The 13,053-nt window shown below is 65.7% G+C and carries 13 protein-coding genes; 9 read left to right on the top strand and 4 right to left on the bottom strand.

Translation table 11 applies throughout. The annotated features are described in order from the left end of the window. The first annotated feature begins 28 nt into the window (after positions 1-28). The 7 genes from IEV83_RS07190 to IEV83_RS07160 all read left to right on the top strand — a co-directional run bounded on the left by IEV83_RS07190 (position 29) and on the right by IEV83_RS07160 (position 5,856). Positions 29-787, top strand: a complete 759-nt coding sequence (locus IEV83_RS07190) for an SDR family NAD(P)-dependent oxidoreductase (RefSeq protein WP_181761901.1) — start codon at positions 29-31, stop codon at positions 785-787. Between the two features lie 66 nt (positions 788-853). Next, a complete protein-coding gene (locus IEV83_RS07185; RefSeq protein WP_188478587.1) occupies positions 854-1,960 on the top strand; it encodes an NAD(P)H-dependent flavin oxidoreductase in 1,107 nt (368 codons plus the stop codon). Next, positions 1,957-2,745, top strand: coding sequence for an enoyl-CoA hydratase family protein (locus IEV83_RS07180; RefSeq protein ID WP_181759519.1), 789 nt, complete (start codon positions 1,957-1,959; stop codon positions 2,743-2,745). The genes IEV83_RS07185 and IEV83_RS07180 overlap by 4 nt, the downstream gene beginning before the upstream one ends. After that, positions 2,735-3,565: an SDR family oxidoreductase gene (locus IEV83_RS07175; RefSeq protein WP_181759518.1), complete on the top strand. Its 831-nt coding sequence runs from the start codon at positions 2,735-2,737 to the stop codon at positions 3,563-3,565. Before IEV83_RS07180 ends, IEV83_RS07175 begins: the two co-directional genes overlap by 11 nt. Positions 3,566-3,580: 15 nt before the next feature. Next, a complete protein-coding gene (locus IEV83_RS07170; protein ID WP_181759517.1) occupies positions 3,581-4,042 on the top strand; it encodes a MaoC family dehydratase in 462 nt (153 codons plus the stop codon). A gap of 122 nt (positions 4,043-4,164) precedes the next feature. Continuing rightward, on the top strand, positions 4,165-5,043 hold the full coding sequence (locus IEV83_RS07165; RefSeq protein WP_181759516.1) for a CoA transferase subunit A: 879 nt from the start codon (positions 4,165-4,167) through the stop codon (positions 5,041-5,043). A gap of 9 nt (positions 5,044-5,052) precedes the next feature. Then, the gene (locus tag IEV83_RS07160) at positions 5,053-5,856 is read left to right on the top strand and encodes a CoA-transferase subunit beta (protein WP_181759515.1); all 804 of its coding nucleotides are present in this window, start codon (positions 5,053-5,055) and stop codon (positions 5,854-5,856) included. Between the two features lie 9 nt (positions 5,857-5,865). Here the strand turns inward: IEV83_RS07160 and IEV83_RS07155 are convergent, their stop codons facing one another. Genes IEV83_RS07155 through IEV83_RS07145 form a run of 3 tightly spaced genes read right to left on the bottom strand, consistent with a single transcriptional unit; the run spans position 5,866 to position 7,979 of the window. After that, positions 5,866-6,309 carry an iron-sulfur cluster assembly scaffold protein gene (locus IEV83_RS07155; RefSeq protein ID WP_181759514.1) on the bottom strand — a complete coding sequence of 148 codons (444 nt, stop codon included), beginning with the start codon at positions 6,307-6,309 and terminating at the stop codon, positions 5,866-5,868. Further along, positions 6,306-6,746, bottom strand: a complete 441-nt coding sequence (locus IEV83_RS07150) for a DUF1641 domain-containing protein (RefSeq protein WP_181759513.1) — start codon at positions 6,744-6,746, stop codon at positions 6,306-6,308. Before IEV83_RS07150 ends, IEV83_RS07155 begins: the two co-directional genes overlap by 4 nt. A 42-nt stretch (positions 6,747-6,788) precedes the next feature. Further along, on the bottom strand, positions 6,789-7,979 hold the full coding sequence (locus IEV83_RS07145) for an NAD(P)/FAD-dependent oxidoreductase (protein ID WP_181759512.1): 1,191 nt from the start codon (positions 7,977-7,979) through the stop codon (positions 6,789-6,791). A 235-nt stretch (positions 7,980-8,214) separates the two neighbouring features. On the opposite strand from IEV83_RS07145, the gene IEV83_RS07140 reads away from it, so the two are divergent. Further along, positions 8,215-8,652, top strand: coding sequence for a winged helix-turn-helix domain-containing protein (locus IEV83_RS07140; protein WP_181759511.1), 438 nt, complete (start codon positions 8,215-8,217; stop codon positions 8,650-8,652). Positions 8,653-8,679: 27 nt separating this feature from the next. Here IEV83_RS07140 and IEV83_RS07135 read toward each other — a convergent pair whose 3' ends face one another. Continuing rightward, entirely contained in the window at positions 8,680-10,689 is a 2,010-nt protein-coding gene (locus IEV83_RS07135; protein ID WP_181759510.1) for an adenylate/guanylate cyclase domain-containing protein, read from the bottom strand. Between the two features lie 303 nt (positions 10,690-10,992). Here IEV83_RS07135 and IEV83_RS07130 point away from each other — a divergent pair, with 303 nt between their 5' ends. After that, complete coding sequence (locus IEV83_RS07130) at positions 10,993-12,873, top strand: amidohydrolase (protein ID WP_181759509.1); 1,881 nt, start codon at positions 10,993-10,995, stop codon at positions 12,871-12,873. Positions 12,874-13,053: the final 180 nt, after the last annotated feature.

Raw genomic sequence — 13,053 nt, 5'->3', positions numbered from 1 at the left:
CACCAGTGATCAAGGGAAAGGGAGAGAGATGACGGGGGATTTCACGGGCAAGGTGGTCGCGGTGACCGGCGCGGCACATGGCATCGGCCGGTCGATCGTTCTTGGCTTCGCGGCGGAGGGGGCCGATCTGGCGATCCTCGACCGGGATGGCGAGGCGCTGGCAGCGACCGCGGAGGAGGCGCGGGCAAAGGGCGGGCGCGTTCTGGCGATTGAAGGCGATCTGCTCGACCGCGCGCATGTCACCGCCAGCTTTGCCCGGATCGAGGGGGAGTTCGGGCCGGTGCATACGCTGATCAACAATCTCGGCCAGACGGCGCGGGAGAAATACTCCGAGTTCTATCTGGCGGAAGGCGAGACGCTGGATTTCGTTGTCGGCATTTCCCTCGGCGCGACCTTGCATTGCTCGCGTCAGGTGGTGCCGGGAATGCGGGCGCGCAAACAGGGGCGGATCGTGTCGATCTCCTCGGATTCCGCCCTCAATGGCGACATCGGCACGGTTGATTACGCGGCGGCCAAGTCCGGCGTTCTGGGCTTCACCCGTGCGCTCGCCCGGGAGCTTGGCCCGCACAAGGTGACCGTCAATGCGATCTGCCCCGGTCCAACCAACACCCGGGCGATGCAGCGCATCCCCCGGGCCGCCTATGAGCGGGCCCGGGATGCGATCCCGCTCGGCGAACTCTGCGAGCCGGAGGACATTGCCAATGCCGCCGTGTTCCTGGCCAGCGACAAGGCCCGCTGCATCACCGGTCAGACGCTGGTGGTGAATGGCGGCCGGGTCTTCAACTAGCCGTCGCGGCTGGACAGGTGCGGCGACGAAAACGCTTGGGGGGAACGAGGAAATGAGGCGGTGGAGATGACAGGCAACGGGCTTGAAACGCCCCTGACACGGGCGCTCGGATGCCGGCATCCGGTGGTGCAGACGGCGATGGGCTGGGTGGCCGACCCAAAGCTGGTCGCGGCGACGACCAACGCCGGCGGGTTCGGCTTTCTTGCCGCCGCGTCGATCCCGCCGGGGGGGATCGACGCGGCCATTGCGGCGGTCAAGGCGGCAACGGATGGCCCGTTCGGCGTCAACTTCCACATGTTCCAGCCCAACGCGGAAGAGGTGATCGAGGCGATCCTTTTGCACCGGGTCCGGGCGGTGAGCTATGGGCGCGGCCCGGATGCGGCGACCATCGGCCGGTTCCGCGATGCCGGGATCGAGTGCATGCCGACGGTCGGGGCGGTGAAACATGCCGTCCGGGCGGTGGAACTTGGCGCCAGCATCATCACCGTTCAGGGCGGTGAGGGCGGCGGGCATACCGGATCGGTGCCGACCTCCCTTCTCCTGCCGCAGGTGCTCGATGCGGTCGATGTGCCGGTGGTGGCCGCCGGCGGGTTCTACGACGGGCGCGGGCTGGCCGCCGCGCTTGCCTGGGGCGCGGATGGCATCGCCATGGGCACCCGCTTCCTTTTGACCTCCGACAGTCCGGTGCATCCGGCAACGCTGGAACGCTACCTGAAGACCGGCGATCCGGCGGCCATTCGGGTGTCGAAGGCGGTCGATGGTCTGCCGCAGCGGTTCATCGACAATGAGGAGCTGCGCCGCATGGAGGGAATGCGCGGGCCGGCGCGGTTCCTTGCCAGCCTGCGGCACAGCCTGTCCTGGGGAAGGGCGCAAGGCATGAGCTACGCCGGCATGGTGCGGCTGGCCCTGCGCGCGCTGAAGGCCGATGAGGCGGGGTTTGCCGCCACCGTCATGGCCCCGAACCTGCCGCGCCTGGTGGAACAGGGGCTGGTGAGCGGCGACACGCGGGGCGGGCTGTTGCCGTCCGGTCAGGTGGCGGCGCTGATCGGCGAGCTGGAGAGTTGCGACGCACTGATCGCCCGCATCGTTCGGGAGGCGGAAGAGCGTCTGGCCGTCCTGCGGCATTTGCCGGGCAGCGACCGCGAAACGGTGAAACAGGGAGCACGGGCATGAGCGCGCCATTTTCCGTCGATGTCAGCGATCATATCGGCGAAATCGTCCTGAACCGACCGCCGGTCAACGCCTTCGACAGCGCCGGCTGGGCCGCGCTGGCGCGGGCGGTGGACGACATGAACGCAGATCCGGAGGTTCGGGTGCTGATCATCCGCGCCGAAGGGCGCGGGTTCTGCGCCGGGGTCGACATCAAGGAACTGCAGCGGCATCCGGAGCGGATCATCGACGTCAACCGGGGCAACTACGATACCTTCCGCGCCATTCATCGCGGCCGGGTGCCGGTGATCGCCGCCGCCCATGGTTTCGTGCTCGGCGGCGGGATCGGTATCTGCGGCGGGGCGGATATCGTGCTCGCCTCGGACTGCGCCAGTTTCGGCGTGCCGGAGGTGGATCGCGGCGCGCTGGGCGGCGGCGCGCATCTTCAGCGCCTGTTTCCGCTGCAAAAGGTGCGGCAGATGTATTTCACCGGCGATCCGGTGAGCGCGGCGGAGGCCTTCCGCTTCGGTGGTATCGAGGCAGTGCTGCCCCGGGCGGAGCTCGCCGGTGCGGCACGAGTGCTTGCGGCGAAAATCGCCGCCAAGAGCCCGGCGATGATCGCGCTGGCCAAGGAGGCGCTCAACGGGGTGGAGGCGGCGGATCTTGAGGCGCAGTACCGCTGGGAGCAGGGCTTCACCGCACAGGCCTATCTGATGGCGGATTCCCAGGCGGCCCGCGATGCCTTTGTCGCCGATGGCCGCACCGCCGATTTCTCGAACAAGGCAAGGATGAGCCGACATGGACGCTGACACATTCTCCGCAAGCCCGTCTTCCGCACGCCCCTCCTCTCAATGCCCGCCCTACGTGCCCGGCCATGGGCTGCTAAAAGGGCAGTCGGTGCTGATCACCGCCGCCGCCGGGCAGGGGATCGGCTTTGCCACTGCCCGCCGCGCGGTGGAGGAAGGGGCGCGGGCGCTGATGATCTCGGACATTCATCCGCGCCGGCTCGATGAGGCCGTTGCCGCGCTGAAGGAGATCGCGCCGGAGACCCCGGTGACCGGGCACCTCGCCGATGTCACCAATGAGGATCAGGTGCAGGCGCTGGTCGGTGCGGCCGAGGCGGCGATGGAGGGCATTGACGTTCTGGTCAACAACGCAGGCCTCGGCGGCGTCAAGCCGATTGTCGAGATGACTGACGAGGAGTGGCACCGGGTGCTCGACGTGACGCTGAACGGCACATTCCGCATGACGCGGGCGGCGCTGCGGGCGATGATGCCCCGCCGGCGCGGCACCATCGTCAACAACGCCTCGGTACTCGGTTGGCGGGCGCAAAAGGGGCAGGCGCATTACGCCGCCGCCAAGGCGGGCGTGATGGCGTTGACCCGGTGCAGCGCGCTTGAGGCGGCGGATTACGGCATTCGCGTCAACGCGGTCTCCCCCTCCATCGCCATGCATGACTTCCTGAAGCGCTCCGCACCGGAAGAGGTGTTGAAGGAACTGGCGCAGCGGGAGGCCTTCGGCCGGGCCGCCGAGGTCTGGGAAGTGGCCAATGTCATCATGTTCCTGGCCAGCGACTACGCCTCCTACATGGTGGGCGAGGTGGTCTCCGTGTCCAGTCAACACGCCTGAGGGGAGAGCGCCCGCATGACCTTCCGTTTTCGTTCCGCCGATGAGGCAATCGGCGCAATCGGCCGCACGCTCGGTCCCAGCGACTGGTTGACCATCGATCAGGAGCGTATCAACCTGTTCGCGCAGGCAACCGGGGATTTCCAGTGGCTGCATGTGGATCCGCAGCGCGCCGCAACGGGGCCGTTCGGCCGGACCATCGCCCATGGGTTCCTGTCCCTGTCGCTGACGAACCTGTTCCTGCCGGATCTGTTCCTGCCGGACAATCTCGACTGGGGGGTGAACTACGGCCTCGACCGGGTGCGGTTTCCCGCGCCGGTGCCGGTGGGCGCACGCATCCGCGCCAGTGGCGAGTTGGTTGATGCCAAGCCGATCGGCAAGAACGGGGTCCAGACCATGGTGCGCATGGTGATCGAGGTCGAGGGCGGCGACAAGCCGGCATGCGTCGCCGATACGCTCCAGCGCTATGCGTTCCTTTAGAAAATTTGCCGCCCGGTGTCGTCCTGTCGGACGATGAGAGCGGCCGGTTGCCGCTCTAGGCTCATGGCGAGTGGGCGGAAATCCTTTCTGCCGAACGGCAACAGCGACTACGGGTTCATCACATGGACAAACAGAAAAACCTTCGCGAGGCCGTCCGCAGTCTGCATGACGGGATGGTCATCGGCGTCGGCGGCTGGGGCGCGCGGCGCAAGCCAATGGCCTTGGTGCGGGAGATCCTGCGCTCGGATCTGACGGATCTGACGCTGGTCGCCTATGGCGGGCCGGAGGTGGGCATGCTCTGCGCCGCCGGCAAGGTGCGCAAGGTGATCTACGGCTTCGTTTCCCTCGACCGGATCCCGCTCGAACCCTATTTCCGCAAGGCGCGGGAGGCCGGGGCGGTCGAGGTGATGGAACTCGATGAGGGCATGTTCCTGCTGGGCCTCAGGGCGGCGGCCGAAGGGGTGCCCTTCGCACCGACCCGGATTGGCCTTGGCACCGATGTGCTGACGCACAATCCGGAGCTGCGCCTGGTCACCTCTCCCTATGATGCGGAGGATGTGCTGGTGGCGATGCCGGCGCTGAAGCCGGACATTTCGCTGATCCACGTCAACCGCGCCGACCGGAGGGGCAATGTGCAGACCGACGGGCGCGATCCTTATTTCGACGATCTGATCGCCCGTGCCGCCGGCCGGGTGATCGTGTCGGCGGAGGAGGTCCACGACCGGCTCGACCTCACCCATTCCCACATGGCGCAAAAGAGCCTGTTCGACCGCTCCGTGGTGGAAACGGTGGTGGCGGCCCCGCTCGGTGCCCATCCCACCACCGCTCATGACGCCTATGGCTGGGACATGCCGCATCTGAAGGCTTACTGCGACGGCGCGCGCCAGGACGGGGGATGGGAGGCCTACATGCGGGATTACGTTGGCGCGGACGAGCCGAGCTATCTGGAACGGGTGGGCGGCGCCGAGGCGATCCGCAACCTGTCGATCCCCAATCTGTGAGGTGCCGTCATGATCCACGCTGAGACTTTCACCCTCGCCGAGCTGATGATCACCGCCGCCGCCCGGGCTTGGGCGGAGGACGGGGAGGTGATGGCGAACGGCATCGGTACGCTGCCCCGGATCGCTGCCGGCCTCGCCAGGCTCCGGCTGAACGACCGGCTGCTCTTAAGCGATGGCGAGGCCTTCGCGGTGGAAGAGCCTGTGCCGCTCGGCTGCGCGCCGGAGGATCGGCCCGGCCATTCCGGCTGGTTTCCCTACGGACGAGTATTTGAATGCCTCTGGTCCGGCCGCCGGCACGCAATGGTGACGCCGGTGCAGATCGACCGCTTCGCCCAGGCCAACATTTCCTGCCTTGGCGACTTCCAAAAGCCCAAGGTACAGATGCTCGGCGTGCGCGGCTTTCCCGGCAACAGCATCAACCACCGTAACTCCATGCTGGTGACGAGCCATGACCGGCGTACCTTCGTGCCGGGGGAAGTGGATGTGGTGTGCAGCGCCGGCTTCAACGACCGGCTCTGGCCGGAGGGCGCGCGGCGGCCGGACATCCGGATCGGCCTGGTCATCACGCCGCTTTGCGTGATGGATTTCGGCGGGCCGGACCACGCGCCGCGCGTGCGCTCGCTGCATCCGGGCGTGAGTTTCGACGAGGTGGCCGCGAACACCGGTTTCGAGCTGTTGCGGGCGCCGGATCTTCATGAGACCGCGACGCCGACGGCGGAGGATCTGGCGGTGATCCGCCAGCTCGATCCGCATGATCTGCGGGCCAGCGCGGTGAAGGGCAATCCGGCGGGCATCCGGGAAAAGGCCGCCTGAGGCGGCGTCTCAGGCGGGCGTGGGGGCGCTGAAGGCCTCCGCCAGCGCCTCGAACGGCAACAGGATCGAGCCGTGCCGGGTCGGGAAATCGCGGGCGGCCACGAACATCTCAAGCGCCTCCCAGGGGGCGGGGAAGCGGGTGTCCTCGCCGGCCAGCAGCTCTCGCAGCCTCTGTTCGGCGGCAAGGGTCTCTTCCACCGGTCGCCCCGGGGCGGTGGCAACCACCACCGCGGCCGAGGCCATTCCCAAGGTGCAGGCGCGCACCCGGTAGCCCAGTTCCTGGATCGTCCGGCCTTGCGCCCTGACATCAAGTGTCAGGGCGCTGCCGCAGATGGGGCTTTTCTTCGTGACGGTGAGGTCCGCAGGCGAAAGCCGGCGATCGTTGCGTGCCCTGGCGGCCCAGTGCCGCACCCTGTCCTGATAGAGTGCGGCAAGGTCCGCGTCGCCGGTCATGCTTCGCCGTCGTCCTTCATCCGGCTGCCGAGCACGGCGAGGAAGCGCAGCGCGAAATGCAGGCCGCGGCGCACGTCCTCGTCGCCGGCCGCGCGCAGCAGGCCGAACAGGGTCGGCACCGGCAGGGTGGCGGCCTCCGCCTGGGCGTAGCGGGCGGCATTGCTGAGCGACCAAGCCGCGCCGATGCCTTCCTCATAGGCCTTCATCAGCTTCTGGATCATGGCGTCATCGGCCATGTCGACCGCATCCGAGGCCAGCGACAAAAGGTCGATCACGTTGTGGAACCGGCCGGCCTGAAGCAGCGGCGCGACCTTTTCCAGAAGGTCCGCAAGACCCTTTTCGGTCGCTTCGTCCATCAGGGTGGAAGTTTGCGCGAGGCGCTCCACCAGCGGTTCGGTGGCGGCGGCTTCGGGCATGTCAGTGGTGGATGTGCTCATTGGTGTTTCCTTCCCAGAGGTTGTCGGTGATCCGTGCCGAAATCAGATGATGCCGCGAGCGACGGACCAGTAGATTCCTCTATTGAATGCCTTGCGAAGCAGTCCTCCGACCTTGGTCGGCGGGGTCGGATGCACATCCTCGTCGTAGTCGTACCAGAGCGGCATACCCAGCTCGAGACCCATCTGGGCGACCGCCTGGACGCGGCCGTCATAGGCATCGACCGTGTGGCCGAGACGCAAGTCGCCGGCGATGTTGTTGGCGATCACCGGGCACTGGTTGTGGCAGGAACCGCCGGCCTTGCTGATCGGCAGGTCGACCGTGTCGCCCATGATGTAGGCGTTGGGGTGGCCTTCGAGCTGCAGGGTCTGCCGGTCGGTGGGAAGCCAGCCTTCGTTGTTCGGCGCTTCGGAGATGCCGCTCTCGATCACCGCATCGACGGCGCGGATCGGCGGGGTGCACATGAGGATGTCGAATTCCTCTTCCTTGCCCTCTTCCGACACGGCGATCTTCTTGCCCGGATCGACGGACTCCAGCGTGAAGCCGCGCTGATACTTGATGCCCTTGCTCTCGAAAACCGGCGGCAGCACTTCGCAGACCTCCTGCTGGAGGAACAGGCAGTTGCGCAGAAGCTGGGAGACGGTCGGGTAGGTGTAGACGATCTCCACCTGATCGCGCACGCCCTTGCGGCGCAGATACTCGTCGACCATCAGCGTGGTTTCCATCGGCGCGATGCCGCACTGGTGCGGCACGTTCGGCGTCTTCGGGAAATTCACGGTGATGAAGATCCGGCCCTTCTCGAAGTTGCGCAGCTTCTCGGCAAGCTGGCGCGCCGGGTCGTACTGGTAGAAGTAGTCGCCGCCTTCCTTGAGGCCGGGAATGCGCTCGGGAGCAGGCAGGCAGCCGGTCGACACGACGATATAGTCATAGCCGACGGTCTTGCCGCTGGCGGTCTTCACCCGCGAGCCGGCAAAGTCGAACTCCACCACCTTGTCGACGTTGAAATCGATCTCCGGGCGCAGCAGCGTGCGTTGCTTGCGCCGCAACTCGCCCTCGAAGAACATGTCGAAGGCCACATACATGAAGGCCGGCTTGTAGTAATGCCAGGGGGAATCCGACAACATGCTGACCTTGACCTCGCCCCGGGAAATCTCCGGGTAGAGCTTGGCAACAATGCTGTTCGCGGTCATCGTTCCGCCGATGCCGCCGCCAACTACAAGTATGTGTTTCGTCATGCTTTTCTCCTCCGCCTCGCGCCGTTCCCGGTGCCTTTGGCGTGCCTTTATCATTGGCCATGGGACAGTGAGGTCATTCGCCGTGGAGCAGTTCGCTCCATGTTTCCAATAGCATGCGACATAACGCCCCGAGCTTCGGATGTTCCCATTCTGGAAAGGAGCCGGTAGCCTTGTGCAAAATGACAAGGTCTGCGCGAGGCGCGGGGGAGGGGAAAGACATGCAGCGGCAGCGCCAATGAATATCCGGCAGAAGTTCCCGCAAGGCGCGGAGGAGGAACTGCGGCGCATCGTGCAAACCCAGATAATCGAGTGCCTGAACCGGTTCTATGCCATCGAGACCGGTATGTGGGGCGGGCCGCTCGATGCGCTGATCATCCGCACGGTGATCGTCGGGGAAAACCAGCGGCGGCTTTATGATCTCTCGGCGCTGGCCGGCGTGCTCGACCTGCCGCTGTCCACCGTCCACCGCAAGGTGCGGGAGCTGGAGGCCGCAGGCTTTCTGACGAGCGAGCGAAAAGGGCGCTCAACCTATCTGCGGCCGACGGACAAGACGTGTGTGGAATTCGACAAGTCGTTCCAGGACATGATCGGCACCCTGCAGCGGCTCTACCGATCCCGCTCCGTGCCCTGCGTCGAAGTGGCGTCCGCTCCGCTTTGGGATAAACCGGACTGACCAGCGCGAAGGTGGCGACCGTTCAGGTCAACCTCGGTAAGCGGCCTCTCGGCCCTGGGCAGCGGTCGTTGTTCCCGGCTCCACCCCCGGCGTTGCGCCGTCGCCGGCCTCGCCAACGAGCTCAAACACATCCAAGGGTTCGGCCCGGCCCTTCACCTGGGTGCTGCCCAGGGGGCGGAACCGGATCGCGCTGCCGCAGCGCTCCACCACCGCCGCGCTGGTGAGGGCGGAGGTGCCGAACACCTTGTTGGTGCCTTCCAGGCGCGAGGCAACGTTGATGGTGTCGCCCATCGCCGTGTATTGCAGGCGTTCGGTGGCGCCGACGCTGCCGACGACCGCCGGGCCGGAGTGGATGCCGTAGCGGGTGCGGAACTCCGGCAGCCCCTTGCGGCGCTGCTCCGCGTTGAAGGCGACCAGCCGCTGCTCGATGTCGAGCACGCAGAGGCAGGCATGCAGTGCATGATCCTCGTCGGCAAGCGGGGCATTCCACATGGCATAGACGGAATCGCCGAGGAACTGGATGATGGTGCCGCCATGGGCACTGACGGCGGCGTCGAACACATCGAAATAGCCCGACAGCATTTCGACGACCTCTTCGGGGGAGAGGTTCTCGCTGATGGTTGTGAAATCGTAGATGTCGGAGAACATCGCCGTCACCTCCTGCCGGCGAGCGGAACGTCCCTTGAAATAGCCGGCCTCGATGCCCTTGCGCACGAACTCCTTCGGCACATAAAGGGCGAAGGTGAAGATCGCGTCCTGCGCCCGGTTGATGGCGCCGCCCAGGGTGGAAATCTCGGTGACGCGCGAAGTGGCGTCGATCGGCTGGGAAAAGTCGAGGCTCTGCATCCGGTGCGCGCCGAGGGTCAGGATTTGCAGGGAGCGGGAAATCCAGCGCGCCAGCGCGAGCGCGAACAGGATGGCCGCGATCACCACGGCGATGGAGATCAGGACCCCATGCAGAAGGTCGCGGTTGGCGCTGGCGAGCAACTCGTCGAGCGGGGCGGCGACGACAATACGGTGATCAGCGAGCAGAACACTGGAGATTTCCGGTCCGACCGTGACGAGGAACGGCTCGTCCTCGACCTGGTAAATGCGGGCGGGGCGAACGCGCGGCGCGGCGTCTTTCGGTCCAGCCGCCTCCACCAGCGGCGCCAGCACCTTGGCGGACCAGCCGTCGACCGCCTTGTCCGGCAATGCACTTGCCAGGCGCAAGGAACCGGGCCCGGCGTGAATGGCGATCCCCAACTCCTCGTCGAGGACGAAGGCGTTGGTGTGTTCGGTCAGGCGCCCGGCGGCGAGGAAATCGGTGACGGTGGCGAGGATGATGTCCGCGCCGATGACGATGCCATCCGCAGTCTGGTGTTCGCGGGCGATGGTCATGCCATGGGCACGGGTGGTCGCCATCTGGTAGGGGCCGACCGAGATCGTGCGTCCTCCTTGCGCGCTGGCCTGTTGGTACCAGGGGCGCGCGCGGGGATCGTAGGTGCCTGCGTCGAAGGGGCGCCGGCCAATGATCGTGCCGCTGTCATCGAGGAAGGTGACATAGGCGAGCCGACTGTCTTCCACTCCGGCTTCGATGGTGCGGATTGCAAGCGTCGCCTTTTCCGGCGCGGCCAACGTCTCTCGCCAACCGGCATCACGCAAGCTGACCGCATGGATGAAGCTGCCATCGGGATAGCCGGCATAGAGGCCATCGATCTGCGGTGACCGTGTCATGGCAACCCGCAGGACAGCGATCTTGTCGCTCATGCGCCCGGGCGGGGGGACGAGAAAGGCGTTCTCGGTCTGGGCCATGAGCTCGATCGGTGCGACCGTGTCGGCCGACAGGGCGCTGAGCCGGTCGGCGAGCCTTTCGGAAAAGGCGCCCATCGCCTGCTCCGCGGCGATCAACTCGGCCTTGCGGGTGCGCTGATAGTCGAGGGAAATCAGCACGCCGGAGAGGATCACGATCAGCGAGATCATCACAATGCCGAGCAGGGACCTCAGCGAACAGCTCCAGCTGGGGTTGCGAAACCCGGATTTGTCGGCGGTCGTCATGGCCCAATCCACCCGTTCTGGTCGGGCATTCGGTGACTTGCACCAGTTGCGCCCGTCCGGCATCGCTGAAGCCGCCTGTGCAGGCAGGCGTCTGATTTTTCTAGCACATCCTTTCAAGGTATGGGAACGGCGGTCGGCGTTCACAGCTATCGGTTGTCGATCCCTGTTTGTTCGTCTGACGCTTCATAATGATGAAAGCATTGGCGGCGCAGGATCGCTCCTGCGTGCCGAATCCGGCGGCCGGTCCTGGCTGGCCTTGCTCAGGGCGCGGGTTGAAGAGGCAAGGAGACTATCTTGACGCGAATGTCCATTTCATGCCTTGCGGTGATTGCCGCCGGGCTTAGCGCATTCCCGGCGTTTGCTGCCGAGGAAATCGCCGACCGGATCTGGTCGGGCGGCCCGGTTCTGACCATGAATGACCAGGCGCCCAGAGCCGAGGCGGTGGCGGAAAAGGATGGTGTCATCCTGGCTGTCGGCACGGCCGAGGAGGTGATGAAGTTCAAGGGCAAGGGGACAACGCTGATCGACCTGAAGGGCAAGGCCATGTTGCCGGGCTTCGTCGATGCCCATGGTCATGCCTTCATGATTGGCATTCAGGCGGTGGCCGCCAACATCCAGCCGGCGCCCGATGGCAAGGTCAACGATATTCCCGCCCTTCAGGCGACGCTCAGCGAATGGGCCAAGACCTATCCGGACCGGGCCAAGCGGCTCGGCACCATCCTCGGCTTCGGCTACGACGATGCGCAGCTTGCCGAGCAGCGCCACCCGACCCGTGAGGATCTCGACAAGGTCTCGACCGAGGTTCCGGTCATGGTGATGCATCAGTCCGGGCATCTGGGCGTGATGAACTCCAAGGCGCTGGAATTGGCCGGGATCACCGCGGAGACCCCGAACCCGACCGGTGGCGTGATCCGCCGTGAAGAAGGCTCGAACGAGCCGAACGGGGTTCTGGAAGAGGCCGCGTTCTTCGGCGCAGCGCTCAAGCAGCTCAGCGATCTCGATAAGGAAGGCGCGCAGGAGCTGTTCGTCGCTGGCACCGAGTTGCTGACGAGCTACGGCTACACCACCGGTCAGGAAGGGCGCTCGACGCCGGCCGTGGCCCGCCTGATGAAGGCGGCGGCCGATGCCGGCCGCATCAAGATCGACGTGGTGACCTATCCGGATGCGTTGGTCGACAAGGACTTCATCGCCAAGAATGTCTCCGCGTCCTACACCAACCGGTTCCGGGTGGCTGGCGCGAAGCTGACCATCGACGGCTCGCCGCAAGGCTTCACCGCGCTGCGCGATCGGCCCTACTACAATCCGCCCTCGACCTACCGGGCCGACTATGCGGGCTATGCGGCGGCGACCACCGACGAGGTGTTCGACGCGATCGACTGGGCGTTTGCCAACAACATCCAGATCCTGACCCATTCCAATGGCGAGGGGGCGTCGGACATGCTGCTGGCGGCGGTGAAGACCGCGACGGAGAAATACGGCCGCGCCGACCGGCGGCCGGTGTTGATCCATGGTCAGTTCCTGCGCAAGGATCAGGTCGCGGCGGTGGATGAACTCGATATGTTCCCGTCGTTGTTCCCGATGCACACCTTCTACTGGGGCGACTGGCACCGGGACCGGACCGTCGGTCCGCTCAATGCGGAAAACATCTCGCCGACCGGCTGGGTGCGCGAGCGCGGCATGATGTTCTCCTCGCATCATGACGCACCGGTGGCCTTCCCCGATTCCATGCGCATCCTCGATGCCACGGTGACCCGGCGGACCCGGTCGGGCGATATCCTCGGTCCCGATCAGCGGGTCGACGTGATGACGGCGCTGAAGGCGATGACCATCTGGCCGGCCTACCAGCACTTCGAAGAGGCCGGCAAAGGCTCGATCGAGGTTGGCAAGACCGCCGATCTGGTGGTGCTGTCCAAGGACCCGACGGCGGTGGATCCGGAAACCCTCGACAGTCTCAAGGTGGTGGAGACCATCAAGGAGGGTGAGACGATCTTCACCTACAAGCCGGAGGAGAAGCAGGGCTCCCTGCAGTTGCGTCCAGGCTCGACCGGCGGCGATGCCTTCGGTAACTTTCTGCGCCATGCCTCGGCCGAGGTCGAAGAGGCCGGCGGCCATGCGCATGGGCCGGATGTCTACTACACCGCCTTGTCGGAGGGGCTCGCCCGCAACGGAATGGCCGCGCGATAAAGTTTGAAAAAAACAGCCCTGTCCGGGCTTTACCCGGGCGGAGACAGCCACGACAAGCCGTCCGGGGCGAGCGCTCCGGCCGGCTTTTTTGTGGGCACAAGGAAGACCGCGCCCACAAAATCTGCCGATACGGCATATTCATATCCCATAGATTGCATTTTATTTTAAATATAGACCTGC

Origin of the sequence: Stappia taiwanensis (assembly GCF_014635285.1) — a bacterium.
Taxonomy (GTDB): Bacteria; Pseudomonadota; Alphaproteobacteria; order Rhizobiales; family Stappiaceae; genus Stappia; species Stappia taiwanensis.
This window is presented reverse-complemented; position numbering and strand designations above follow the sequence as displayed.

What these genes read in the sequence shown, in the direction of transcription:
- IEV83_RS07190 (WP_181761901.1), top strand. Translation starts at nt 29, where the DNA reads ATGACGGGGGATTTCACGGGCAAGGTGGTCGCGGTGACCGGCGCGGCA.
- IEV83_RS07185 (WP_188478587.1), top strand. Translation starts at nt 854, where the DNA reads ATGACAGGCAACGGGCTTGAAACGCCCCTGACACGGGCGCTCGGATGC.
- IEV83_RS07180 (WP_181759519.1), top strand. Translation starts at nt 1,957, where the DNA reads ATGAGCGCGCCATTTTCCGTCGATGTCAGCGATCATATCGGCGAAATC.
- IEV83_RS07175 (WP_181759518.1), top strand. Translation starts at nt 2,735, where the DNA reads ATGGACGCTGACACATTCTCCGCAAGCCCGTCTTCCGCACGCCCCTCC.
- IEV83_RS07170 (WP_181759517.1), top strand. Translation starts at nt 3,581, where the DNA reads ATGACCTTCCGTTTTCGTTCCGCCGATGAGGCAATCGGCGCAATCGGC.
- IEV83_RS07165 (WP_181759516.1), top strand. Translation starts at nt 4,165, where the DNA reads ATGGACAAACAGAAAAACCTTCGCGAGGCCGTCCGCAGTCTGCATGAC.
- IEV83_RS07160 (WP_181759515.1), top strand. Translation starts at nt 5,053, where the DNA reads ATGATCCACGCTGAGACTTTCACCCTCGCCGAGCTGATGATCACCGCC.
- IEV83_RS07155 (WP_181759514.1), bottom strand. Translation starts at nt 6,309, where the DNA reads ATGACCGGCGACGCGGACCTTGCCGCACTCTATCAGGACAGGGTGCGG.
- IEV83_RS07150 (WP_181759513.1), bottom strand. Translation starts at nt 6,746, where the DNA reads ATGAGCACATCCACCACTGACATGCCCGAAGCCGCCGCCACCGAACCG.
- IEV83_RS07145 (WP_181759512.1), bottom strand. Translation starts at nt 7,979, where the DNA reads ATGACGAAACACATACTTGTAGTTGGCGGCGGCATCGGCGGAACGATG.
- IEV83_RS07140 (WP_181759511.1), top strand. Translation starts at nt 8,215, where the DNA reads ATGAATATCCGGCAGAAGTTCCCGCAAGGCGCGGAGGAGGAACTGCGG.
- IEV83_RS07135 (WP_181759510.1), bottom strand. Translation starts at nt 10,689, where the DNA reads ATGACGACCGCCGACAAATCCGGGTTTCGCAACCCCAGCTGGAGCTGT.
- IEV83_RS07130 (WP_181759509.1), top strand. Translation starts at nt 10,993, where the DNA reads ATGTCCATTTCATGCCTTGCGGTGATTGCCGCCGGGCTTAGCGCATTC.